Here is a 23,603-nt window from a genome sequence, read left to right as displayed (position 1 = left end):
GTTTTCCGAACCATTGCGTGCGAACCTAGCCCGTGATGCGGCGCGTGCCAAGAATTTTACGAACCAAATTCGTGCCGGTCTCAGCCAAGCTCCGAGACCGCGCCTGGCTGCGCCTGATCCGCTTCGGCAGCCAGCAACGCGGCGTTGCCGCCAGCGGCGGTGGTGTCGATGCAGATATGGCGCTCCAACCGGCAGCGCGCGGCCAGGCCATCCGGGCCGACCGCCAAGGGAATCAACGCCCCATCGCGGGCCGCCAACGCGCGACGCGCGGTTTCCAGATCCTCACCGCGCGACCAAAGCGCCACGACGGCGGCGCCCTGCAAGTCGGTCAACGCCTCGCGTGGCAAGACCCCGTCCAGCCCGTCGCCCGATGCCGCGCCGGGTGCAACGCGTAGCGCCGGACAGCCTGCCTTGTGCGCGAGCCTTGCCTGTTCCTCGGCATCTGCCGCAGTGGGGCCAAGGCAAAGAACCGGCCCGCGCCCGAACACCGACAGGCGGTTCGATTCGCCGGTGGGCCCGGGCAAGTCGGCCACCGACAGGCGCGGCATCTCCTGGTCCGCGACCCGGTCAAGCCACGCCTGCACCCGGCCCTTGTCAACCACTTGGCCCGGCACAATCTCATGGGCCGGCAACTCGGTGCGGGCAAAACGCGGCACGTAATGCGGCCCCCCCGCCTTGGGCCCGGTGCCCGACAGCCCCTCGCCGCCAAAGGGCTGGCTGCCAACGACAGCCCCGATCTGGTTGCGGTTCACATAGGCATTGCCCACGCGCAGGCGGCTGGTCACCTGCTCGACCCGGCCGTCGATGCGGGTGTGCAGGCCGAATGTCAGGCCATACCCGCTGGCATTCACGGCATCGACAACGGCATCCAGGTCCTCGGCCCGGAACGTGGCGATGTGCAGCACGGGGCCGAACACCTCGCGCGTCAGGTCGCCAATGCCGTCAACGCGGATCGCGGCAGGCCCGATGAAATGGCCCTGTTCGGGTGCGTCCAGCCGTTTCAGCACCCGCCCCTCGGCCCGGGCCGCCTCGATATAGGCGGCAAAATCGGCCTGCGCGCGCGCGTCGATCACCGGGCCGACATCGGTGCTGTGATGCCAGGGATCGCCCAGGCGCAGCTCGTCCATCGCGCCGTAAAGCATGGCCAGGAACCGCGGGGCAATATCGTGCTGCACGTAAAGGCAGCGCAGCGCCGAACAGCGTTGGCCCGCCGATTGAAACGCGCTGGCCACGATGTCGCGCACCGCCTGTTCGGGCAGCGCGGTGCTGTCGACGATCATCGCGTTCAGCCCGCCGGTTTCGGCAATCAGTGGCGCGTCGGCGGCCATGTGGCGGGCCATGGCGCGATTGATGGCCTGCGCCGTGTCGGTTGAGCCGGTGAAACACACGCCGTTCACGCGACGGTCGGCCGCCAGCGCCGCCCCCACATCGCGCCCGTGCCCAGGCAACAACTGTATCGCATCACGCGGCACACCTGCGCGGTGCATCAGCCGCACCGCCACATGCGCGGTCAGCATCGTCGCCTCGGCAGGTTTGGCCAGCACCGCGTTGCCCGCTGCCAGCGCCGCCGCGATCTGCCCGGTGAAGATGGCCAACGGAAAGTTCCAGGGGCTGATGCAGGTAAAGATGCCGCGCGGCCCTGCCGACAGATCCTTCCCCCGCGCCGCGTAGTAGCGCAGGAAATCCACCGCCTCGCGCAGCTCGGCCACGGCATCGGCGGGCGTCTTGCCCGCCTCGCGCGCGACGACGGCGAAGATCTCGCCGAAATTCTCTTCGTAGAGGTCGGCCAGGCGGTTCAGCACATCGGCCCGGTTGGCCGCATCCGCCCCCCAGGGCCGCGCGGCCGCAAGCGCGGTGTCCACATCCCCGCCCGAGGCCAGCGTGACCTGCCCCACCACGTCATCGGGCCGTGCCGGGTTGATCACCTGGTGCATGGCGCCGCCCGCCACGTCCCCGGCCAAAAGCGGCCCGGCCTGCCATCGCGCTTGGGCAAAAGGCGCGCGCGCGTCCTCGATACGGGCCAGGTCGCGCGCATCGTGCAGGTCGAACCCTCGCGAATTCGCCCGCTCGGGGCGAAACAGGTCGGTCGGGTCGCGCACCGCGTCAGATCGCCGAACGCTTTGCAACGCCTCGAACGGGTCAGCCGCCACGACAGCCGGCGGCACCTCCTCGTCAACGATCTGGTTGACGAAGCTGGAATTGGCCCCGTTTTCCAACAACCGCCGCACCAGGTATGCCAAAAGATCACGATGCGCCCCCACGGGGGCATAGATGCGGCACCGCGTGCCTGCCTGCGCCATGACCAGGTCGTGCAGGGATTCGCCCATGCCATGCAGGCGCTGAAATTCAAAGGCGTCCCGGTCATCGGTCATTTCCAGGATCGCCGCCACCGAGTGGGCATTATGCGTGGCGAATTGCGGATAGATCCGGCCCGTCATGCCCATAAGTTTGCGCGCGCAGCACAAAAACGAAACATCGGTGGCCGGCTTGCGGGTGAAAACCGGGAAGCTGTCCAGCCCCTCGACCTGCGCCCGCTTGACCTCGGTGTCCCAATAGGCCCCCTTGACCAGCCGCACCATCAGCTTGCGGTCAAGGGTTTCGGCCAGCGCATGCAACCAATCCAGCACCGGGCCCGCGCGCTTGCCATATGCCTGCACCACCACGCCGAACCCATCCCAGCCAACCAGCCGCGGATCGCGCAGAACCGCCTCGATCACGTCAAGCGACAGGTCCAGCCGGTCGGCCTCTTCCGCGTCGATATTCAGGCCCATATTGGCCTTTCGCGCCATCAGCGCGAGCTCCAGCGTGGTGTCGACCAGCTCTGTCATGACGCGGTCGCGCTGTCCCACCTCGTAGCGCGGATGCAGCGCGCTCAGCTTGATCGAGATACCGGGGTTGTCGCGCACATCATCCGATGCGCATTGCGCGGCAAGGGTCCGGATGGCGTCGGCATAGGCGGTTTTGTAGGCCTGCGCATCCTGAGCGGTCAGCGCCGCCTCGCCCAGCATGTCATAGGAAAACCCGTAGCCCTGCCGCGCCCGCTCGGCCCCGCGTTTCACCGCTTCATCGATGTCGCGGCCCAGAACGAACTGGTGGCCCATCTCTTTCATCGCGCGGGCGACAGCCGAACGGATCACCGGTTCGCCCAGGCGCTTCACCGCGCCATGAAGCACGTTGGCGATGCCCGGCTGTTCGTCCTCTTTCAGAACCCGGCCGGTCAGCATCAGGGCCCAGGTCGAGGCATTGACCAGGCTTGAGGACGACCGGCCCAGATGCGCGCCCCATTCCGAGGGCGCGATCTTGTCTTCGATCAGGTCGTCGATTGTTTCACGGTCGGGCACGCGCAACAAAGCCTCGGCCAGGCACATCAGCGCGACGCCTTCCTTGGTGGAAAGGCCGTACTCGGCCAGGAACACCTCCATCAGGCCAGCACGCCCGGTGCCGCGGATACCTTCGACCAGGGCGCGAGCCCGGTCATGCGCCGCGGCGCGCTGCCCGTCGTCGAGACGATGATCGGCTTGCAAGTGCTGCAACACCGTCTCCTCGGACGCGTGGTGCGCGGTGCGGATGGCTTGGCGGATCTGGTCAAGACGGGACATGCGCTGCTTCCTTTAGGGCATGGAACGATATCACGGTCATGATAGCAGAACCGCGGGCACCGATTGTCCTGTTGATCGTAAATTTGCCAGACGTTAGAATTTTAAATGAAACCAAAAATGGGACGATACATGCAAGACAGCTCGAATGCAGGCCACTTGGACCGGATCGACCGAAACATCCTGCGCGTTCTGTCCACCGAGGGCCGGATACCAATCGCCGAACTCGCCCGGCGGGTGGGGCTGTCGAAAAGCCCCGCCCAGGTGCGCATGAAACGATTGCAGGCGCAGGGGTATATCCAGGGCTTTCGCGCGGTTCTTGACCCCGCGAAACTGGACCTGAACCATGTCGCCTTTGCCGAGGTGAAACTGACCGACACGACCGAAAAGGCGCTGACGGCCTTTAACCGTGCAGTCGCAGATGTGCACGAGATCGAGGAATGTCACATGATCGCAGGCAGCTTTGACTACCTGATCAAGGTGCGCACGAAAGATATCCAGAGTTATCGCCGGGTGCTGGGCGAGGTCATCTCGGCCCTGCCCCATGTGGGCGCCACCTCAACCCATGTGTCGATGCAGGCGGTCAAGGAAAGCGGTGTCTGAGGAACTGCGCCGCGGGTTTTGCCCGCGTCGCCCGTGTTGGGGGCTCTGCCCCCAAACCCCCGGGATATTTTCCGAGAGAGGAAACAAGGGGGCCGCGCAAAACGACCCCCTTGCGGAAAGCTGTGACGCTTCCCCTCTCACGATCATCGGCGTCCCCGCCTGTACCGCGGCATCAGGAAAACCGATCCATGTTAAAAAATGGTTTCCTCTCTCCTGAAATATCCCGGGGGTTGGGGCAGCGCCCCAAGGCCCGCGCGGCCCGAGCGCAATCAAACATGTGCGCCGCAGGCGCGCCTTTGGGTCACACCCGGTAATAGTCCCGATACCACGCCACGAACCGCGCGATGCCCTCGCGGATCTCGGTTTGCGGGCGATACCCTGTCAGATCGTGCAAAAGCGTTGCATCGGCCCAGGTGGCAGGCACATCGCCTTTCTGCATCTCCATCAGGTTGCGCCTTGCAGGCATGCCAAGCTCTCGTTCGATCGCTTCGACGAAATCCAGCAGCCGCACGGAGTTGGAATTGCCGATATTGACCACGCGCCAAGGCGCGGCTTGCGACAGGCTGTCGCCCGGCGCAATATCCTCGGGCTTGTTCGGGCGCGCGGGCACCGTGTCGATCAGCAGGCGGATTCCGTGCACGAGATCATCGATATAGGTGAAATCGCGATACATCTCGCCACGATTGTAGATATCGATGGGCCGATCATCGAGGATCGCTGCCACGAACTTGAAAAGCGCCATGTCAGGCCGCCCCCAGGGGCCATACACCGTGAAAAACCGGAACATCGTCGTGGGCAACCCCCACAAATGGGCATAGGCGTGGCCCATGACCTCGGTCGCCTTTTTCGTGGCTGCATAGATCGTCAGCGGCGTGTCGGCCTTGTGGGTTTCGGCGTAGGGCAAGTCGGTATTCGCGCCGTAAACCGAGCTTGTCGAGGCCATCAGCAGATGATCCACCGCGTGGCGGCGCGCGGCCTCCATCACGTTGAAAGTGCCAACCACGTTCGCGTCGATATAGGCGCGCGGGTTTTCAAGGCTGTAGCGCACGCCGGCCTGCGCAGCGAGATGCACGATCACGTCAGGCGCGCAGGCATCCACCGCCGCGTCCAGCGCGGCTGTATCCTCCAGCATCGCCTCGGTCGCGGTGAAATGCGGATGCTGGCGCAACATCGCGTGGCGGCGCCGTTTCAGGGTGACATCGTAATAATCGGTCATCCCGTCAAAGCCCGCGACCTGCCAGCCCTCGTCCAGCAAGGACCGCGCCAGGTGATAGCCGATGAACCCCGCCGTGCCGGTGATGAAAGCCTTGCGCATCCTGCTGCCCCCTGCCTGCCTGCCTAGGGCTTACCGCGCATCTCGGGCACGGGCAACGGCGGCGATGGCGCGATCTACATCCTGTGCTTGTGTTCGATGGTTGGTAATCGCCGCGCGCAGGCCGGTTACGTCGCCGATGGTGACGGTCGAGAAGACCGCCTCGCCGGAAAGCTGCAGATCTTGCGCGATCCGGGTGTTGAGCGCTGATTGCCCCACTGTATCAAGCCGCGCGTCGGCGGTGAACACGCAAAGGTTCGACATCACCGGGGCAATCAGCGCCATGTGCGGATCGCCTGCGACCAGCGCCCCCATCTGGGCGGCCCGCGCGCAATTATCGGTGATCGCCGCGCCCAGCCTGTCGGGCCCATAGGCCACCAGCGCGGCCCAGACCTTGAGCGCGCGATTGCCCCGCGACAGGTCGGTGCCATAGTCACAAAACCACGGCTCGCCACCGGCCAGCCCGCGCGACTGCCCCGCAAGATAGGAGGGTCGCGCCGCAAAGGTGGCGCGGTGTTCGGCCTCGTCGCGAACCAGGACCATCCCGCAATCATAGGGCACATACATCCACTTGTGGAAATCGCAGGCCAGGCTGTCGGCGCGTTCGATCCCGTCGGTCAGCCCGCGCCAGGGTGCCCCGGCGAGCCGTGTCCAGGCACCGAACGCGCCGTCGACATGCAGCCACAGCCCCGCCTCCTGCGCGAGGTCCGCCAGCGCATGAAAATCGTCGAACCGCCCCAGGTCGACGGTGCCGGCGCTGCCGATGATGGCAAATGGCCGCGCGCCTGCCGCCCGGTCGGCGGCGATGGCCGCGCGCAGCGCCGCGATATCGACGCCCGCCGCGGTTTCGGGCACCGCGCGCAGGTTGTCGCCCCCCAGGCCCAGAAGCTCCAGCGCCTTTTTCGCCGCGTTGTGCACGCCCGCCCCGGCATAGGCGGTCAGCCAGGCGCCGCCTTGCCCATGCGCGCGGCAATCGGGCCCCAACGCGCGCATCCGGGCACAGGCCAGCGCGATCACCGTGGCCTGGCTGGTGCCGGTGACCATGACACCGCTGGACCCTTGCGGAAACCCGAACACGCTGCGCGCCCAGTCGATCACCGCGCGCTCGATATCGACCGCCCCGTGATCACGCCCGCCCAGATTGGCATTCATCGTCGCGGCCACCAATTCCGACATCAGCCCCGAGGCCAGCCCGGTGCCATGCACCCAGCCGAAGAAACGCGGATGCGTGTTGCCGGTGCCGTGGGGTAACACCTCGGCGGCAAGGCGTTGGGCCAGTTCCGCCTCGCCCACGCCAAGGCCGTGATCCAGTCGGTAACCATCGCGCACCGCCTGCGGCACCGGCTGCCAGGGATGGTCGCGCGCTGCCTCGAACTGGTCAAGGCAGGCATCGAGCAGCCGGTGGGCGGCGCGGCGGAACGCCTCGGGGTTCTCGGGATCAAGGGTCATGGCGTGCTCCGTCCTGCGTCAACGCAGCTTCGGCCAGGATTGCGGCGATGCCAAGCCCTTGTCATGCCACGCGACGCAAGATGGCCGTTGCTGCTCTGGTATGGGCTGTCTGCAGCATTCATGGCCCGCGCAGCCGGGTAGGCCCCAGGGGCGCGCATCCAAACCGCAAACGCGCCCCGCGTCGCCGCGCTGCCGGGCGTTGGGTATTGGGGAAAGGCCGAGGCCATGACTCGCACAAGCAAGCGGATGCCATGTATCCGCGCAAAAGCCGCTTGCCCTCAAGACACACGGCCTGATCAATCTTAAAGACAGGGCAAGCCCAAAACGCCAAGCCACCCAATGAAAACAATGCTTAACGTGGATGAAGTGGCGCCCCCACACGGAACCAAGTAACTGCTTTTTAATGTTTTTTTATTTCCATATTTGCGCGTATCCCCCTAAAGATATGGCATCAACTGTCCTGTCTTGTCTTGCTGTGTCCGCCCTTGTCCACTAACCTAGGGGGGATATTTGGGTGGATATAGATTGGCCGTCTGTTCGATTGCCAATCGGTGGATAGGAAAAATCGAACATGCGTGCACGTAATCGACTCTCTCCAGCCTTCCTTCGCAAAGCCCCGATGGGAAAATACTGTGATGGGGCGGGCCTTTGGCTGATTGTTCGTAACGATGGCGGCGCGCAATGGGTGTTGCGCGTGACCGTTCACGGCAGGCGGCGCGAGATGGGTTTGGGTGGATATCCTGAAATCGGACTCGCAAAGGCCCGTGAGATTGCCGACCGCTGGCGAGCAATGGCGAAGGATGGCCGCGACCCCATCAAGGAACGTGAACGCGAGATACGGGCAGCGCGGCGCGAGGATATATCGCTTGCCATCATCACGGCGGATGCGTTCGAAGCGCGTAAGGCCGAATTGAAGGGAGATGGAACAGCGGGCCGGTGGCTGTCGCCTCTGACCCTTCACGTTTTGCCGAAGCTGGGCAAGGTGCCGGTAACAGACCTGGACCAGCGCGACATTCGCGACACGCTGGCCCCCATTTGGCACACCAAGGCCGACACCGCACGCAAAGCCCTGAACCGACTTTCAATCGTCTTGCGCCATGCGGCGGCGCTGGGCTTGGACGTGGATTTGCAGGCGACCGACAAAGCAAAGGCGCTTTTGGGTAAATCGCGCCACAAGCCGAAGAACATACCCGCTATGGACTGGCGCGATGTGCCGGGTTTCTATGCCAACCTTGAAGAACCGACCCTGACCCATCTTGCCTTGCGCTTACTTATCCTTACCGGCGTTCGCTCGGGGCCGCTGCGCAATCTGCGGATTGAACAAATCGAAGGCGACGTGTGGACGGTGCCTGCCGAAGCAATGAAGGGCCGCAAAGGTGCGACCGATGATTTCCGCGTGCCCCTGTCGGCAGAAGCCCAGCGCGTCATTGACCTTGCGCGCCCACACGCCCGCAACGGCTATCTGTTTCCGAACACGCGCGGCGGCGTGATTAGCGACATGACGCTTTCACGGCATATGGAACGCAAGGGGCTGGAAGCGCGCCCGCATGGGTTTCGCACCAGCCTGCGCACATGGCTGGCCGAGGCAACCGACGCCCCGCACGAAGTGGCCGAGGCGATGCTTGCGCATGTGGTGGATGGCGGCGTGGTGCGGGCCTATCGGCGCACCGATTACCTAGAACAGCGCGCCAAGCTGGCCGAACGCTGGGCCGACCATGTAACCGGCGGCGCTGGGCAGGTGGTGAAGCTGGCGGGGGCCGCAAAATGAGCGATGAACCGCGCCAGAACTGCTACTTGCGCCTACTTTCCGAGGAGAGGGCGGCTTTCGAGCGCGCGTCCAAAGTGCCAGATGCGGACCGCGCAAGGCGAACAATTCTATCGCGCGAATGGTTCGAAGCATTGCATAAACTCTTGAATGAGTATTGCCACTCGCTAATGCAACCCGAAGAAACTGGACCGTTAAAACCATTCCCCTCCGACGCAATTCTCGCTTGCTCGAATATAGCGCAAATGCTTGCGTCCGGTAACATTCCACAGCCGATCAAAGATATTAATCTAATCGGCGGATCACCGGACCGTTGGCCTGGGGAGTGCCGGGATATTGCCACAGCTCTGGACTATATCGAGCATGCGCGGGCTGGCACAATAAGGGATCGAGCGTTTATCGTCAGCGTTTCGACTGTCTTTCAAGTGGATCGCACAACGGTTCGAGATTGGCAGAATGCCAGCGAACAAATCCGAACCGGGTTTGAGAAAATACCTGCCCACCAGTTTCCAAATGCACTTCTGAAGGCTGGCGCTCGCTACCATTTCAACCGCAAGGGCGAACGAACCGAGGGGGTGGAATAACCCTTGGGGTTTCCCCCGCAGGCACGAAGGCTTGAAACAAACATATTCGCATCTCCTGACACCTGAATGGATGAATGCGATATGAAACACCTCACTCTGACCGAACTGCGCACCAAGCTGGGCAATCGCTCACGCAGCGCAATCTATGCCGACCTCGCGGCGGGCCGACTGCCCCAGCCTATCAAGCTTGGAGGCCGGATTTACTGGGCCGAAGAAGACATTGACGCCCATCTGCGCAGCCTGCGCGACAAGGCCGCTTAAAATGGCCGGTGAAAACGAAATGGCCCGGAACCTGTTGCAGCAGGTTCCGGGCCGGGAAAATCGCCATGCGACTGCGGCGTATGCCCCGATACTAGCACAAAAAACGAACATGCAAACGCGCTTTCTCGTTCGGGCGCACGGCCTAACCGAAGCGCACGCTCACGCGCTTGCCCCGCTAATTTGGGGGGCAGGCCAATGAGCGATGCACGCGACCTGACGCAAGCGCTGGGCGGCAAATGGTATCGGAGTTACGGGGCGGCACCTTGCCCCGTGTGCCAGCCGCAACGCAAAAAGGGCCAGAACGCCCTGACCTTGGCTGATGGCCGCAACGGGCGGCTGCTGCTGGATTGCAAGAAAAGCGGTTGCGCCTTTCTGGACATTCTGGCGGCGGCGGGCGTGCGGACGGGGGATTACATTCCCCCGGACGCGGCAACGCTGGCCCAGCGCGAAGCGGAAAAAAGGGCCGAAGCCCAAAAGCGGGCGGCGCAAGCCAAACAGGTTTGGACCGAAGCCAAGCCCATCGCGGGCACAGTGGCGGAAACTTATCTGCGCGGGCGCGGCATCACCTGCGACTTGGGCCAGGTGTTGCGCTTTCACGACGAATGCTGGCACGGGCCGACTGCCAAGCGCTATCCGGCAATGGTGGCGGCGGTGCAGGGCGCAAGCCTTCCTGCGGTGCATCGCACCTACCTGCGTGCCGATGGCTCGGGCAAGGCCGACATTGACCCCGGCAAGCTGATGCTGGGGGCCGTTGCTGGCGGCGCTGTATGGCTCACTGAGGGGCCGGGGCCGCTGGTGGTGGCCGAGGGCATAGAAACCGGGCTTAGCCTTGCCTCTGGCCTTCTGCGCACGCCCGCGACCGTTTGGGCGGCGCTGTCCACATCCGGCATCCGGGGGCTGCGCCTGCCTGCCCAGCCGGGGCGGCTGACCATCGCCCCCGATGGCGACAAGGCGGGCCGTGAAGCTGCGAACGCATTGGCCGCACGGGCACACGCGCTGGGCTGGCAAGTCTCGCTCTTGCCTGCCCCCGATGGTCGCGACTGGAATGATATTCAAATGAAAGGGGAAACCGCATGACCGCGCCCCATGCAATTCAATACACACCCGAAGGGCCGCAACCGCTGGTGCGCGACATTGCGCCCGGTGTAGCCTATCCCGTTCACGCTTTGGGGCCGCTGCGCAACGCTGTGGAAGCGGTGCAAGGCATCACGCAAGCCCCTATCGCCATCCCGGCCCAATCGGCGCTATCGGTCGCCTCACTGGCGGTGCAGGGATTTGCCGATGTGGAAACCTTGGGCGGGCCGCGTGCCTTGTCGCTCTATGCGTTGACCATCGCCCGAAGCGGGGAACGAAAATCAGCCTGCGACGCGCCCCTGATGGCCGCGCTGCGCGACCATGAACGGGAACAGGCAACCGCCCAGCGCGACGCCATGGAAAGCTGGCGCAATGCGCAAGCGCTCTGGAAGGGAGAACGCGACCGCATCCTTCTGGACGCCAAGAAAGGCAAGGGCGAAAAGCGCACGGCGGCACAAGCCGACCTCGAATCGCTGGGGCCGGAACCCGACGCCCCGCAATCGGCTGACCGGACCGTGACCGAACCGACATTCGAAGGGCTGACCAAGCTTTTCGCAACAGGCCAGCCCAGCCTTGGCCTTTTCTCGGATGAAGGCGGCCAATTCCTTGGCGGGCACGCCATGAACTCGGACAACCGGCAAAAGACGCTGGCGGCGCTGAATGACCTTTGGCAGGGCAGTCCGATCCGGCGCACACGCTCGGGGGATGGGCACGCAACGCTCTATGGGCGGCGACTGGCGGTGCATCTAATGGTGCAGCCAACTGTCGCGCGTGCCTTCATGGCCGACCCGCTCGCAGCCGATACGGGCTTTCTGCCCCGCTTTCTGATGTGCGAACCGCCCAGCGCCATCGGAACGCGGATGCAAGCAAACGCACGACGCGATGACATGGCGCTTGGGGCGTTCGGTGGGCGGCTGCGTGCCACCCTCGAAACGCCCATGCCGATGGACCCGGACACCCGTGAATTGCAACCGCGCATCCTTGGCCTTGCCCCCGACGCCCGCACATTGCTGGCGGGCTTTGCGGATGCAACCGAAGCCGCGCAGGCCCCCGGTAGTGACTTGGCGCATATCACTGGCACGGCATCGAAGGCGGCGGAACAGGCGGCACGCATTGCGGGCGTGCTGACCTTGTGGCGCGACCTAGACGCCCATCAGGTGCAGCCCAGCGACATGGCCGACGCCATCACGCTGGCGCAATTCTACCTCTCTGAGGCGTCGCGGCTGGCAAGCGCTGCAACGGTATCTGCGGAAATCGACAAGGCCGAAAACCTGCGACGGTGGCTTCTGGAAGGCTGGCCGCATCCCGACGTGATGGCACGCGACGTGGTGCAAATGGGGCCGAACGCTTTACGCGAGACACCGAAGGCGCGGGCCGCGCTGGGCATCCTTGAAAAGCATGGATGGCTGGTGCGACTGGACGCGGGCACGGTGGTGCGTGGGGCGGCGCGTGCCGAAGCGTGGCGCATCGTGCGGGGCGGTGGCGATGTGGTTTGACGCGCAAGCGGAACTGGCAAAGCTGGGCGGGGGCCGCGAAAGCGATGCTTGCACCCCTGCTACACTCGCTACATCTGCTACACAGCGCGACCGTGTAGCGATTGTAGCGGATGTAGCACCGCCCCGGCCCAGCGCAAAGCCGGATACCCCCGGCCCGGCACCCTATTGCGAAAGCCCCGGCGGGCGGGCGCTGACATGGACGGGCCGCGTTGTGTCGCTCGACGCATGGCGCGCGCTGACCGAATGGGAGCGGCGCGGGCCGCACGGGCGGCGCTGGAACGGCATCACGCGGCAATGGGATGACGTGTGACTGAACAAAAAAACCAGTTTCACAAAGCCCCTTTCTATCGGCTTTCAACCGTTGCAAGAATGAGCGCGTGACCAGGTAACAGGGGCATGGTTTTGCAGGTTGAAGAATTTATCACCCGCTGGCAGCGATCCGGGGGCAGCGAACGGGCCAATTTCCAGACCTTCGCAAACGAGTTGTGCGACGTGCTGGACGTGCCCAGGCCGGCCCCGGCGACGGAAACCGTCACGGCCAATGCCTATAACTTCGAAACGCCCGTGACCTTCATTCATACGGGCAGCCAGACGCGGGGCTTTATCGACCTTTACCGCGCGGGCCATTTCGTCATGGAAGCCAAACAGGGTGTCACGGGCGAGGCACCCGAGGAGGACGCGCAACCTGCCCTGCTGGCGGACGTGCCGAAGCAAATTCGCAAGGGCCATGGCACGCGGGGCACGCGGGGCTGGGATGATACCATGCTGCGCGCACGCGGGCAGGCCGACAACTACGCCCGCGCCGTGTCGCGCACCGATGGCTGGCCCCCCTTCCTTCTGGTGGTGGATGTGGGCCACCTAATCGAGGTTTACGCCGATTTCTCGGGGCAAGGCCAAGGCTACACGCAATACCCGGACGGGAACCGTTATCGCATCACGATGGATGACCTGCGCGACGAACGAATCCGCGACCGGCTGCGCACCATCTGGACCGATCCGCACGCGCTGGACCCGTCAAAACTGACCGCCCAGGTCACCCGCGACGTGGCCGACCGCCTGGCGGCGCTGGGCAAATCCTTTGAAGGGCAAGGGCACAAACCCGACGCCGTGGCGAATTTCCTGATGCGGTGCCTGTTCACCATGTTTGCCGAGGATGTGGACCTTATCCCGCATGGCAGCTTCACCGACCTTCTGACGCGCCTGCGCGGGCATCCCGAACACGCGGCCCCAGCGCTCAAGGCGCTATGGGAAACCATGAACACGGGCGGATTTTCCGCCGCGCTGACAACCGACCTGAAACGCTTCAACGGCGGGCTGTTCAAAGAGGCCGACGCCTTGCCCCTGTCCGAGGTGCAACTGTCGCTGTTGATCGAGGCCGCGAAAAAGGATTGGCGCGAAGTCGAACCGGCGATTTTCGGCACCCTGCTGGAACGCGCGCTGGACAAGCGGCAACGCCACAAGCTGGGCGCGCATTACACGCCCCGCGCCTATGTCGAACGGCTGGTGGTGCCCACCATCATGGACCCTTTGCGCAGCGATTGGCGCAATGTGCAGGCGGCGGCGCTGACCTTGGCGAACCAGGGCAAGATAGAACAGGCCCGCGACACGGTGCGCGCCTTTCACGCCCAGCTTTGCGAAATCCGCGTGCTGGACCCGGCTTGCGGCTCGGGCAACTTCCTTTACGTCGCGCTCGAACTGATGAAACGGCTCGAAGGCGAAGTGACCGCGCTTCTGGCCGAACTGGGCGAGGAACAGGCGGCACTTTCGCTGGCGGGCCACACGGTGGACCCGCATCAATTCCTGGGGCTGGAATTGAACCCTTGGGCGGCGGCGGTGGCCGAACTGGTGCTGTGGATTGGCTATCTGCAATGGCATTTCCGCACCCATGGCAAGGCCAGCCCATCGGAGCCGGTGCTGCGCGATTTCCACAATGTCGAAAACCGCGACGCGGTGCTGACCTGTCAGGGCACGCAACCCCGGCTGGATGACACGGGCGCGCCTGTCACCCGGTGGGATGGCTTTTCCACCATCACCCACCCCGTGACGGGCGAGGATGTGCCAGACCCCGAGGCCCGCGTGGCGGTGCTGGACTACATCAAGCCCCAGCCCGCCAAGTGGCCCGAGGCGGATTTCATCGTGGGCAACCCGCCCTTCATCGGAAAAGGGGCAATGCTGCGCGATGCCCTGGGCGATGGCTATGCAGAGGCGTTGTGGAAAGCCTACCCGAAAATGCCGCACAGCGCCGATTTCGTCATGTTCTGGTGGGAAAAGGCGGCACTGGCGGCGCGCGGCTGGAAACCGGCAACCGCCAAGGCCCGCGCCAAGGGCACGCGACGTTTCGGGTTGATTACCACCAATTCCCTGCGCCAGACCTTCAACCGCAAGGTGCTGGAACCGCACCTGGCCGACCCGAAAACCGGCCTGTCCCTGACCTTCGCCATTCCTGACCACCCTTGGGTGGACGCGGGCGACGGCGCAGCGGTGCGTATCGCCATGACCGTGGCGGAAAAGGGTCGCGCAGCGGGGCGGCTGCTGACCGTGGCAGAGGAGGTGAAGGCCGGGCCAGAGGCCGAGGGCCGTTTGGTGCGCTTTGATATTCAGAAGGGCAAGATTTTCAGTAATCTTCGCATCGGGGCAGATGTAGCCGGGGCAAACCCACTACACTCAAATGATGGCCTGTCATCATTTGGGATGATGCTTGCGGGGCAAGGCTTCGTGATCTCTAAGGCGCAGGCTTACTCGCTTGGTCTCGGTATCAAGAAAGGCCTAGAGAGGTATGTTGGCCCATATGTGAAGGGGGGTGAGCTTGTCCAAGTAAGGCAAGAACGTTGGGTGTTAGACTTCTACGGACTATCCGAAAGTGAGTTATCATCACGGTATCCCGAGGCTTATCAATATCTGAAAGACAACGTGTTTCCAGAAAGGCAGGTTAAGAACGACAAAGGCTTCAGAGAAAAGTGGTGGGTTTTTGGTCGTCCGCGAACCGAACTTCGACCCGCGCTAGAAGGACTGTCACGCTTCATTGCGACTACAGAGACAACAAAGCATCGGATTTTCATGTTTCTTTCGGAGGGAACTCGACCCGATCACGCCATCGCTGCAATCGCGCTGGATGACGCCGCAGCACTTGCGGTGCTGTCATCGCGCTTTCATGTTTCTTGGGCGCTGGCCGCCGGTGCCCGACTGGGTTACGGAAATGACCCGAGATATTCAAAATCCAAGTGCTTCGACCCCTTCCCCTTCCCAGACCCGACCGACGCTCAGAAAGCCCGGTTGCGCAGCCTTGGGGAACAACTCGACGCGCATCGCAAGGAACGTCAAGCCGCCCACCCCAAGCTGACCCTGACGCAAATGTATAACGTGCTGGAAAAGCTGCGCGCGGGCGACCGGATCGAAGGCAAGGATCGCGAAATCTATGACCAGGGGCTGATCGGCATCCTGCGCGACATTCACGACCAGATCGACGAAGCGGTGGCCGACGCCTATGGCTGGCCCGCCGACCTGTCGGATGATGACATCCTGCACCGGCTGGTGGACCTCAACTTTGAGCGCGCAGCCGAGGAAGCGCGCGGGCATATCCGCTACCTGCGCCCCGATTACCAGAACCCCGATGGCCGCACGGCACAGGCCAAGGGCGAACAAGGCGCGCTCGACATTGGCCCCAAGGACACGACGCAAAAGGCCCCCTGGCCCAAATCCCTGCCCGAACAGATCGCGGCGGTGCAGGCCGCGCTTGCCGACCTTGGCGAAGCCACCCCCGAACAGATCGCGGCGGTGCAGGCCGCGCTTGCCGACCTTGGCGAAGCCACCCCCGAACAGATTGCCCGCCAATTCAAACGGGGCCGCGCGGCAACCGTGCAACCCCTTCTGGAAAGCCTGACCGCACTGGGGCAGGCAAGGCCGACCGAAGGCGGGCGGTTTGCAGTGTAACCTGACGTAGCCCGCTGTCGAGCGGCTGTGGTATCATGACACCACATCAACAGGCGATGCCAGGGGATACCGCGATGACGCATGAAAAGGACAAGACGGAAAACGACGCCATAAGTGTGGCGGAACGCCAACCGCCCCGCGCGGCGCTCGACTGGCCTGCGGGCGGGGCATGGGGGCCGAAGCGGCGGCGCGGTGGCTTTGCGATAGTTGGCCAATGAATTGAGCCGTGAATCGCGCGGTTTGGTGGATTCGATGAAGTGGCCGAAACCGGCTGGCATCAAGGATTTGAAAGGGGATAATTAGGGGGATAAAGAAATTCAAATTTCGTGAATTTCTTTTAAAATCAACCGTTTATATAATTAAGATGGTGCCCCCACACGGACTCGAACCGCGGACCTACTGATTACAAATCAGTTGCTCTACCAGCTGAGCTATAGGGGCACAGGCGCGGAATACGAAAAGCGGCGCGCCCGTGCAAGAGGGAAAGATCATCGATTTGCGCGCGCCAGCAACCCCACCGCGGCCAGCCCCACCCCGATCACCAGGATCGCGGCCGGCGCGGCATCGCCCAGGTTCTCAAGGCTGGCCTGTTCATGCACCCGCGTGGCCAGCGTATCGTAGTTGAAGGGGCGCAGCAGCAACGTCGCGGGAAGCTCTTTCACGCAATCCACGAAAACCAGCAGCAAAGCCGAGCCCACCGACGCCCGGATCAGCGGGTAATAGACCTGCCCCAAGACCTGGCCCTGCGTGCGCCCCAGGCTGCGCGCGGCCATCGGCAGGCTGGGAGAGACACGCCCCATCGCCGCATCGGCCGCGCCCTGCGCGATGGCGAAAAAGCGCACCGTGTAAGCCAGCACCAATGCAAAGGCGGACCCCGTCAACACCAGCCCGATATCGACGCCGGTCAACGCTTCGACACCGTCGGCCAGCCCGTGGTCGAGCGTGGCCAGGGGAATCAGGATGCCCACGCCCAGCACCGCCCCCGGCGCCGCGTAGCCGATGGTGGTCAACGGCAAAAGGATACGCGGCAGGCTGCGCCCGGACAGCCGGACACCATAGACCATGAACACCCCCGCCAGCACCGTCACGCCCGCCGCGATGCCGCAAACGACAAGCGTGTTCCACAGCGCACCCATCAATTCAGGGTCGGCCCATCGTTCGGCATTGGCCAGCGCATGGCTGCCGATCACCGTTGCGGGCAGAACGAAGCCTATGGCAAAGGGCAGCGCGCAGGCGAGGAAGGCCAGCCATCCCTTCAGCCCGGGCAAGGGCTGGCGCGGCACGGCGCGATGACGGCCCGACATGTTGAAAAAGCGCAACCGACGCCGGCCGAATTTTTCAAGCGTGACAAGCAGGATCACCAACACCAGCACCACGCTTGCAATCTGTGCGGCGCCCCCAGCGTTGTTGCTTTCCAGCCAGACACTGAAGATGCCGGTGGTCAGGGTTTGAACGGCGAAGTAATCGACCGTGCCGAAATCGTTGACCGTTTCCATCATGACAATGGCAACGCCCGCGGCGATGGCGGGCCGCGCCAGCGGCAGGCCGACACGCCAGAACCGCGACCAGGCGCCCGCGCCCAGGCTGCGCGCCACCTCTTCGCTGGCGCCCGATTGCTCACGAAAGGCCGCCCTGCTCAACAGGTAGACATAAGGGTAAAGCGCCGCCGTCAGCACCACGATCGCCGCACCGATCGAACGTATCTCGGGGAACCAGTAATCGCGCGCGTTCTGCCAGCCCATCACCTGGCGCAACCCCGTCTGCACGGGGCCGGCATATTCCAGCAGGTCAACCAGTGCATAAGCGCCGATATAGGCCGGGATCGCCAGTGGCAGCAGCAGCAGCCACTCAAGCCAGCGCGAGAACGGAAAGCGGTAGCGCGCGATCAGCCAAGCCGACCCTGTGCCCACCATGCCAGACAACATCCCGACCGCAAGCATCAGGATGGCGGTGTTGCCCAGGTAGCGCGGCAGCGTGGTGGCGATCAGGTGCGGCCAAATGTTTTCCTTCGGCGTCAGCGCGATGACCAGAACCGACACGATCGGCGCCATGACAACGATGGCAATCACCGCAGCCCCGATCGACCACAGGCCGCCACCGGGCAGGACGCGGCGCGCGCCCGCGGAGATCGTTGTTGCCTCGCTCATGCCGTTCCTCTGCCCGAAAGCGGTTTAACTGTCCAGAAAAGAGCGTATATTACGCCCTTGTCAGGCCCAGAAGAAACCGGAAAATCCCGATGCAAATCGTCTTACATGCAGGCGCGCATAACACCGACGAGGACAGGTTGGTCAAATGCCTTTTGCGCAACCGCGACGATTTTCGCCAGCGCGGCATCGCCGTGCCGGGGCCGTCGCGCTATCGCCGGCTGTTGCGCGACACGCTGCACGCCATGTCGGAGGGCGCGTTGGCGCCCGATGCGCGCAATATCCTGATGGATGCCATGCTTGAGGATGAGCAGCCCGAACGCGTGCTGTTGTCGAACGACAATTTCTTTTCCGTTCCGAAACTGGCGGTATCCAAAGGCGTGTTCTACCCTCGCGCCGAGGTCAAGATGGCCCAGGTGACCGAGATATTCGAGCGCGACCAGGTCGAACTGTTCCTGGCCATTCGCAACCCGGCGACATTCCTGCCGGCCGTTTTCAGCCAGGCCCCCGATGAGAGCATGGACGAGTTCCTGGCCGGCGCCGACCCGCAAGACCTGCGCTGGTCAGAGCTGGTTGCCCGCATCCGCGACCATGTGCCCGGCATCGCCATCACCGTCTGGTGCAACGAAGATACGCCCCTGATCTGGGCCCAGTTGATCCGCGAGATGGCCGGGCTGGAGCATAACGAAAAGATCGTCGGCGGATTCGACCTCTTGTCCGAGATCATGTCGAAGACAGGGATGAAGCGGTTCCGCGCCTATCTGAAGGAACACCCCAACATGAACGAGATCCAGAAACGCCGGGTCATCGCGGCATTCCTGGACAAGTTCGCGATCGACGACGAGATCGAGGAAGAGCTGGACCTGCCCGGCTGGACCGAAGAGCTGGTCGATACCCTGACCGAACAATACGACGACGACGTGTTCGACATAAGCCGGATGCAGGGCGTGACGATGATCGCGCCCTGACGCCGCGGCGGCTCAGCCCATGCCGAGGGCCGATTTGTACATCTCCAGCACCGCCTCTTCCTCGGCAATGTCGTCGGGCTCGCGCTTGCGCAGGGCGATCACCTTGCGCATCACCTTGGTGTCGTAGCCGCGCGACTTGGCCTCGGCCATGACCTCTTTTTGCTGGTCGGCGATGTCCTTTTTTTCCATCTCAAGCCGCTCGAAGCGCTCGATGAACTGGCGCAGTTCGTCCGCTGTCACGCGATAGCTGGCGTCGCCCGGGGTCTCGTTTTCGTCGATCATCGCTTTGTCCTGCTCGTGAAAAGATGGCTCAAGACCCCTTTCCTATCGCCCGGCCCCGCCCCCCGCAAGAGGCATGCGTTGCGCCCTGCCGCGCGATGCGCTAGGCCCCGCGCAGCGCAAAAACGAAAGGGCGTGACGCGATGGAAATCCTGGTCTGGATCGGGGCGGCGGTGTCGTTTGTGGGGCTCTTGGGGCTGGTCTGGTGCATCCTGCGCGTGGCACGGGCCAAGCGTTCGGGGCTGGATGACGACGCGCTGCGCGCCGAGGTGCAAAAGGTCGTACCGCTGAACATGGGCGCGTTGATGCTGTCGGTGCTTGGGTTGATGATGGTGATCTTGGGGATCTCGCTAAGCTGATGGGCGCTGCTGGCGTCAGCCCGGTATGCTGCGCCGGTTGCGCCCCGTCTTGTTGAGCGCGTCAAAATTCTCGCCGTTCCTGACCAGCGCGGCAAAGCCGGGGTCGGGGTCGTAAAGCGCGGGCCATTCCCCGGCCAGCCTTTCCAGCGCGCGTTGCACGGTGAACAGGCCCAGTAGGTCGGCCGCCTTCATCGGGCCGCCGCGCCAGCGCGGGAATTGCGCGCCCAACACGCAGGCCACGTCGATATCGGACGGGCGCAGCGCCTGCGTCGCCCGCAACATGCGCGCCCCCTGGTTGGCCATGGCCGCGACCACGCGCAGGCAAATCTCCTCTTCTTCCACGCGGTAGGCCGCGGGCGCGCTGCCGAACAGCACCGTGCCCAGCCTGTCATCGGCATGGGCATGTCCGTCTTCATCCCAGCGATAAAACCCCTGCCCCGCACCGCGCCCCTTGCGACCGGCCTGCACCAGAAGGTCAAGCGCATCGAGATGCGCTGCGGGGAAGCCACCTGCCCCGTCACCGGCAAGCAGGCGCCCACGGTTCACCATCACCTCGGGTCCGATAATGTCGATCTGGCGGAAAATGCCTTGCGGCAGGCCCCATTGAGCCATGACCCGGTCGATACGCTCGATCGGGACACCTTGCGCCAACATGGTCAGCCCCGCATCGCGCGCGGCGGCCATGATCGGCTCGGCCAGGGTGCCGCCGCCGGTGCCCGCGCGCACCACGACACGGCCCAGCGGCCCACGCACAAGGGCCGCGACGCTGGCGATCGCCCAGTCGGCACTTTGGCTGCCGGGGATAACCTCGACCAGCCGGGCCGGGCCGATGGGCGCGTGGAAATGCAGGCCCAGGACATGCTCGGGCTGGTCGCTGGCCTGTGCGATCGGGTCGATCGGCAACAGGCCCGACTGGGTGGCCAGGATCGTACCCTCGCCCGCCACCTGGCCAAGCGCGGCAAAAACCTGTGCCTTAGTGCGGGGCACCTCGGCAACCGCCTCGATGACAAGCTGCGCCCGGCCCAGGTCGGCCAGAGCGGTGGTGCCCTGCCAGCGCTCCATCCTGCCGCGCTGATCGCCGCAGATTTTCATCACCCGGTCTTTCGCCTCGGTGACCGCCTCGGGCGTGCGTTCGAACTGGATCACGGGCAGACCCGCCGACAGGAACAGCCCGGCGATTCCACAGGCGGCGACACCGCCGCCGACAATGGCCACCTGCGTGATGGGCCGCGCCGCGCCGGGTCGGGTTTCGGGCATGTGGACGGCGCGCCGCTCGGCGATGACGACATGGCGCTGCGCGTGCGATTGGGGCGAGGCGACGGAATCGGCGAATACCTCGGCCTCCATCGTCAGGCCCGCCTCGAACGGCAGCAGCAACGCCGCCTCGACCGCCGCGACGATGTCACGCGCAGCGGGGATGGGGCTCAAAGCCACCTTGTCGCGGCGCCGGGCGATTTCCGCCTGGTAGGCGGCCGGATCGTCGAACCCGTCGTTTCGGTCGCGCGTGGCCGGGCGCGGGGCGGCGATGCAGGCCTGTGCCACCTCGATCGCAGCCGCCGCGGCGTCTTCCGCCTCGACCTGGTCGAAAAGGGCCGGCATTCGCGCAGCGCCTTGCGGGCGGGCGTGCAGCATCAGATCAAGCGCGGCGCGTGCCCCCACGATGCGCGGCAATCGCTGCGTGCCCCCCGCGCCGGGCGTCAGGCCCAGCCCGAGATCGGCCAGAGCGATCTGCGTGCCCCTTTGCGCCACCCGCGCGGTCGCCGCCAGCGCCAGTTCGAACCCCGCGCCCAGACACATGCCACGCAAGGCCGCGACCACGGGCTTGCCCAATGTTTCAACCTGGCTGGCAAGGTCGCTGGGGGTCGGCGCCCGTATCGGGCCGTCAAGCTCGCGCAGGTCCAGACCATAGCTGAAATGCGCGCCCTGCCCGACCAGCACGATGGCCGCAACGGCGCTGTCTGCGGCCAGCTCGTTCAAGCTGTGATGCAGGGCTTCGCGCAGGGCCAAACCCAGCACGTTGACCGGCGGAGCCGCGAAGGTCACGATGGCGATATTGCCCTGACGGTCGACCCGAACCAGTTCCGTTGCCTGTGCCACACGTGCCTCCTGCGGGGTGCCCCGCTATTCTGCTTGGCCCGTATTTGACGAAAGCAGGCGCACAAAGGCAAGCCCTGGCTGCGATGGCAAGCCAATCGGCGCGACGGCCAAGACTAGACCGGAATGTTGTCGAACGTGTCCTCGATGCGGGAAGCGGCCAGCATATCGTCCAGCTCGTGCATCCGCTGCGGCACATGGCAGCCCTGTGCCTCGAACCTGGCAAGCACGACATGCAGGCGCTTGTGCACCTGCCTGCGGGCATCTTCCGAACAGGATGCCACGGCGTGCTCCAACTCTTCGAACATGGGCACCAGCTTGGGGTCCTTGACCATGGTCCGCCTCCTTTCAGGCTCGGCGCGTTACCCGGTGGCAGCCGCGCATTTGCGGCAAAGCGGCGTGTCTGGCAAAACATCCAACCGCTCGGCCGAAATCTCTTCTCCGCAATTCGCGCAATAACCGTATTCACCATCACGGATGCGCTGTAGCGCGGCGCGGATGCGGCGAATTTCGTCCTGCCCCGCCTGGCCCAGGTGCTCCAGAACCTCGTCGCCCTCACGCTCGATCGCAGCGTCATCCCAATCCTTGGTATGTTCCGTATCCAGCTCGGCTTCGATCGTGTGAAGACGGCTGTCGAGCTCCGACAGGCGTTTCAGCAAGGTCTGACGACGATCTTCGATGGTGGTCATGCGCGTATCTCCCTTTTGACTGGGCCAAAGATCACATGCGCCCGCAAGAATTGCATTGATGCAAGTCAATCGAGCCTCTTGAAACATATTCGTCTTATCGTATATGTTGGCACGAAACGGAGGAGCCACTCATGAAGCCAGACGTCACCGCCTTTTTCGACGACGCGACCAACACCATTTCCTACGTGGTCAAAGACCCTGCGGGCAGCAGCTGCGCGATCATCGACAGCGTGCTTGATTTCGATTACGCCTCGGGCCGCACCGATACCAAGTCGGCAGACGAGGTGATCCAATACGTCAAGGACAACAACCTGACGGTAGAATGGCTGCTGGAAAGCCACGTGCATGCCGACCACCTGTCTGCCGCGCCCTATATCCAGGAACAGGTCGGCGGCAAGATCGGTATCGGCGACCGAATCAAGATCGTGCAAGACACGTTCGGCAAGGTCTTCAACGAAGGAACCGAGTTCCAGCGCGACGGCAGCCAGTTCGACAAGCTGTTCCAGGAAGGCGACAGCTTTCACATCGGCCAGTTGCGCGGCGACGTGCTGCACACGCCCGGCCACACGCCCGCCTGCCTGACCTACGTGATCGGCGATGCGGCCTTTGTCGGTGACACTCTGTTCATGCCCGATTTCGGCACCGCGCGCTGCGATTTCCCCGGCGGCTCGTCCGAGACGCTTTACAACTCGATCCAGAAGATCCTCGCGCTGCCCGACGACACCCGCATTTTCGTGGGTCACGATTACAAGGCGCCCGGACGCGAGGATTATGCCTGGGAAACCACCGTCGGCGAGCAGAAGGCCGCCAACATCCACGTGGGCGCCGGCAAGGACAAGGACGCCTTTGTCAAGATGCGTGACGAGCGCGACGCGACGCTGGCAATGCCCAAGCTGATCATCCCGTCGCTTCAGGTGAACATGCGCGCGGGGCAGATGCCGCCCGCCGATGAACAGGGCGACGTGTTCTTGAAGGTGCCGGTCAACAAGCTCTGACCGGC

General features: G+C 64.1%; 19 protein-coding genes and 1 tRNA gene. 11 read left to right on the top strand and 9 right to left on the bottom strand.

The genetic code is table 11. The annotated features are described in order from the left end of the window. Window positions 1-80: 80 nt before the first annotated feature. On the bottom strand, window positions 81-3,599 hold the full coding sequence (gene putA, locus M8744_RS02105; protein ID WP_251408663.1) for a bifunctional proline dehydrogenase/L-glutamate gamma-semialdehyde dehydrogenase PutA: 3,519 nt from the start codon (window positions 3,597-3,599) through the stop codon (window positions 81-83). 117 nt (window positions 3,600-3,716) lie between these two features. Between putA and M8744_RS02100 the strand changes: the two genes are divergently transcribed. Continuing rightward, window positions 3,717-4,199 carry an Lrp/AsnC ligand binding domain-containing protein gene (locus tag M8744_RS02100; RefSeq protein ID WP_251408660.1) on the top strand — a complete coding sequence of 161 codons (483 nt, stop codon included), beginning with the start codon at window positions 3,717-3,719 and terminating at the stop codon, window positions 4,197-4,199. Between the two features lie 301 nt (window positions 4,200-4,500). Here the strand turns inward: M8744_RS02100 and M8744_RS02095 are convergent, their stop codons facing one another. Continuing rightward, window positions 4,501-5,514: an NAD-dependent epimerase/dehydratase family protein gene (locus M8744_RS02095; RefSeq protein ID WP_251408645.1), complete on the bottom strand. Its 1,014-nt coding sequence runs from the start codon at window positions 5,512-5,514 to the stop codon at window positions 4,501-4,503. A gap of 30 nt (window positions 5,515-5,544) precedes the next feature. After that, window positions 5,545-6,960 (bottom strand): pyridoxal phosphate-dependent decarboxylase family protein, encoded by a 1,416-nt coding sequence (locus tag M8744_RS02090; protein ID WP_251408642.1) that lies wholly within the window; start codon window positions 6,958-6,960, stop codon window positions 5,545-5,547. A 571-nt stretch (window positions 6,961-7,531) separates the two neighbouring features. Here M8744_RS02090 and M8744_RS02085 point away from each other — a divergent pair. The 7 genes from M8744_RS02085 (at window position 7,532) to M8744_RS02055 (ending at window position 16,070) form a co-directional block, all read left to right on the top strand. Beyond that, window positions 7,532-8,728 (top strand): tyrosine-type recombinase/integrase, encoded by a 1,197-nt coding sequence (locus tag M8744_RS02085; RefSeq protein WP_251408639.1) that lies wholly within the window; start codon window positions 7,532-7,534, stop codon window positions 8,726-8,728. Beyond that, the gene (locus tag M8744_RS02080) at window positions 8,725-9,309 is read left to right on the top strand and encodes a hypothetical protein (protein WP_251408636.1); all 585 of its coding nucleotides are present in this window, start codon (window positions 8,725-8,727) and stop codon (window positions 9,307-9,309) included. Before M8744_RS02085 ends, M8744_RS02080 begins: the two co-directional genes overlap by 4 nt. Window positions 9,310-9,390: 81 nt before the next feature. Continuing rightward, entirely contained in the window at window positions 9,391-9,570 is a 180-nt protein-coding gene (locus M8744_RS02075) for a helix-turn-helix transcriptional regulator (protein WP_251408633.1), read from the top strand. A 195-nt stretch (window positions 9,571-9,765) separates the two neighbouring features. Beyond that, entirely contained in the window at window positions 9,766-10,647 is an 882-nt protein-coding gene (locus M8744_RS02070) for a toprim domain-containing protein (protein WP_251408629.1), read from the top strand. Beyond that, on the top strand, window positions 10,644-12,140 hold the full coding sequence (locus M8744_RS02065; RefSeq protein WP_251408627.1) for a YfjI family protein: 1,497 nt from the start codon (window positions 10,644-10,646) through the stop codon (window positions 12,138-12,140). The genes M8744_RS02070 and M8744_RS02065 overlap by 4 nt, the downstream gene beginning before the upstream one ends. Next, window positions 12,130-12,450, top strand: coding sequence for a hypothetical protein (locus M8744_RS02060; RefSeq protein WP_251408624.1), 321 nt, complete (start codon window positions 12,130-12,132; stop codon window positions 12,448-12,450). Before M8744_RS02065 ends, M8744_RS02060 begins: the two co-directional genes overlap by 11 nt. An 86-nt stretch (window positions 12,451-12,536) precedes the next feature. After that, on the top strand, window positions 12,537-16,070 hold the full coding sequence (locus M8744_RS02055; RefSeq protein ID WP_251408621.1) for a class I SAM-dependent DNA methyltransferase: 3,534 nt from the start codon (window positions 12,537-12,539) through the stop codon (window positions 16,068-16,070). Between the two features lie 365 nt (window positions 16,071-16,435). Here M8744_RS02055 and M8744_RS02050 read toward each other — a convergent pair. Both M8744_RS02050 and M8744_RS02045 read right to left on the bottom strand, forming a co-directional pair. Next, a tRNA-Thr gene (locus M8744_RS02050) sits at window positions 16,436-16,511 on the bottom strand. A gap of 47 nt (window positions 16,512-16,558) precedes the next feature. After that, window positions 16,559-18,217 (bottom strand): ABC transporter permease, encoded by a 1,659-nt coding sequence (locus M8744_RS02045; protein ID WP_251408618.1) that lies wholly within the window; start codon window positions 18,215-18,217, stop codon window positions 16,559-16,561. 89 nt (window positions 18,218-18,306) lie between these two features. On the opposite strand from M8744_RS02045, the gene M8744_RS02040 reads away from it, so the two are divergent. Beyond that, a complete protein-coding gene (locus M8744_RS02040) occupies window positions 18,307-19,182 on the top strand; it encodes a hypothetical protein (RefSeq protein WP_251408615.1) in 876 nt (291 codons plus the stop codon). A gap of 12 nt (window positions 19,183-19,194) precedes the next feature. On the opposite strand, the gene M8744_RS02035 is transcribed toward M8744_RS02040, so the two are convergent. Beyond that, window positions 19,195-19,464 (bottom strand): DUF2312 domain-containing protein, encoded by a 270-nt coding sequence (locus M8744_RS02035; protein ID WP_251408610.1) that lies wholly within the window; start codon window positions 19,462-19,464, stop codon window positions 19,195-19,197. Between the two features lie 140 nt (window positions 19,465-19,604). Here M8744_RS02035 and M8744_RS02030 point away from each other — a divergent pair, with 140 nt between their 5' ends. Then, complete coding sequence (locus M8744_RS02030) at window positions 19,605-19,820, top strand: hypothetical protein (RefSeq protein WP_251408608.1); 216 nt, start codon at window positions 19,605-19,607, stop codon at window positions 19,818-19,820. A gap of 15 nt (window positions 19,821-19,835) precedes the next feature. On the opposite strand, the gene M8744_RS02025 is transcribed toward M8744_RS02030, so the two are convergent. The 3 genes from M8744_RS02025 to M8744_RS02015 all read right to left on the bottom strand — a co-directional run bounded on the left by M8744_RS02025 (window position 19,836) and on the right by M8744_RS02015 (window position 22,603). Continuing rightward, on the bottom strand, window positions 19,836-21,917 hold the full coding sequence (locus tag M8744_RS02025) for a 3-hydroxyacyl-CoA dehydrogenase NAD-binding domain-containing protein (protein ID WP_251408605.1): 2,082 nt from the start codon (window positions 21,915-21,917) through the stop codon (window positions 19,836-19,838). Window positions 21,918-22,030: 113 nt separating this feature from the next. Next, the gene (locus M8744_RS02020) at window positions 22,031-22,249 is read right to left on the bottom strand and encodes a hypothetical protein (RefSeq protein WP_251408602.1); all 219 of its coding nucleotides are present in this window, start codon (window positions 22,247-22,249) and stop codon (window positions 22,031-22,033) included. A 27-nt stretch (window positions 22,250-22,276) separates the two neighbouring features. Continuing rightward, window positions 22,277-22,603 (bottom strand): TraR/DksA family transcriptional regulator, encoded by a 327-nt coding sequence (locus M8744_RS02015; protein WP_251408599.1) that lies wholly within the window; start codon window positions 22,601-22,603, stop codon window positions 22,277-22,279. 131 nt (window positions 22,604-22,734) lie between these two features. On the opposite strand from M8744_RS02015, the gene M8744_RS02010 reads away from it, so the two are divergent. Then, window positions 22,735-23,598 (top strand): MBL fold metallo-hydrolase, encoded by an 864-nt coding sequence (locus M8744_RS02010; protein WP_251408596.1) that lies wholly within the window; start codon window positions 22,735-22,737, stop codon window positions 23,596-23,598. Window positions 23,599-23,603 lie beyond the last annotated feature (5 nt).

The sequence above is a fragment of the Lutimaribacter degradans genome (assembly GCF_023703375.1).
In the GTDB taxonomy this organism is placed as follows: Bacteria; Pseudomonadota; Alphaproteobacteria; order Rhodobacterales; family Rhodobacteraceae; genus Lutimaribacter; species Lutimaribacter degradans.
The sequence above is the reverse complement of the archived record's forward strand: the minus strand, read 5'-3'. Positions and strand labels throughout refer to the sequence as shown.

Bases quoted from the DNA above. Each gene is read 5' to 3' on its own strand.
- putA (WP_251408663.1), bottom strand. From the start codon at position 3,599: ATGTCCCGTCTTGACCAGATCCGCCAAGCCATCCGCACCGCGCACCAC.
- M8744_RS02100 (WP_251408660.1), top strand. From the start codon at position 3,717: ATGGGACGATACATGCAAGACAGCTCGAATGCAGGCCACTTGGACCGG.
- M8744_RS02095 (WP_251408645.1), bottom strand. From the start codon at position 5,514: ATGCGCAAGGCTTTCATCACCGGCACGGCGGGGTTCATCGGCTATCAC.
- M8744_RS02090 (WP_251408642.1), bottom strand. From the start codon at position 6,960: ATGACCCTTGATCCCGAGAACCCCGAGGCGTTCCGCCGCGCCGCCCAC.
- M8744_RS02085 (WP_251408639.1), top strand. From the start codon at position 7,532: ATGCGTGCACGTAATCGACTCTCTCCAGCCTTCCTTCGCAAAGCCCCG.
- M8744_RS02080 (WP_251408636.1), top strand. From the start codon at position 8,725: ATGAGCGATGAACCGCGCCAGAACTGCTACTTGCGCCTACTTTCCGAG.
- M8744_RS02075 (WP_251408633.1), top strand. From the start codon at position 9,391: ATGAAACACCTCACTCTGACCGAACTGCGCACCAAGCTGGGCAATCGC.
- M8744_RS02070 (WP_251408629.1), top strand. From the start codon at position 9,766: ATGAGCGATGCACGCGACCTGACGCAAGCGCTGGGCGGCAAATGGTAT.
- M8744_RS02065 (WP_251408627.1), top strand. From the start codon at position 10,644: ATGACCGCGCCCCATGCAATTCAATACACACCCGAAGGGCCGCAACCG.
- M8744_RS02060 (WP_251408624.1), top strand. From the start codon at position 12,130: ATGTGGTTTGACGCGCAAGCGGAACTGGCAAAGCTGGGCGGGGGCCGC.
- M8744_RS02055 (WP_251408621.1), top strand. From the start codon at position 12,537: ATGGTTTTGCAGGTTGAAGAATTTATCACCCGCTGGCAGCGATCCGGG.
- M8744_RS02045 (WP_251408618.1), bottom strand. From the start codon at position 18,217: ATGAGCGAGGCAACAACGATCTCCGCGGGCGCGCGCCGCGTCCTGCCC.
- M8744_RS02040 (WP_251408615.1), top strand. From the start codon at position 18,307: ATGCAAATCGTCTTACATGCAGGCGCGCATAACACCGACGAGGACAGG.
- M8744_RS02035 (WP_251408610.1), bottom strand. From the start codon at position 19,464: ATGATCGACGAAAACGAGACCCCGGGCGACGCCAGCTATCGCGTGACA.
- M8744_RS02030 (WP_251408608.1), top strand. From the start codon at position 19,605: ATGGAAATCCTGGTCTGGATCGGGGCGGCGGTGTCGTTTGTGGGGCTC.
- M8744_RS02020 (WP_251408602.1), bottom strand. From the start codon at position 22,249: ATGGTCAAGGACCCCAAGCTGGTGCCCATGTTCGAAGAGTTGGAGCAC.
- M8744_RS02015 (WP_251408599.1), bottom strand. From the start codon at position 22,603: ATGACCACCATCGAAGATCGTCGTCAGACCTTGCTGAAACGCCTGTCG.
- M8744_RS02010 (WP_251408596.1), top strand. From the start codon at position 22,735: ATGAAGCCAGACGTCACCGCCTTTTTCGACGACGCGACCAACACCATT.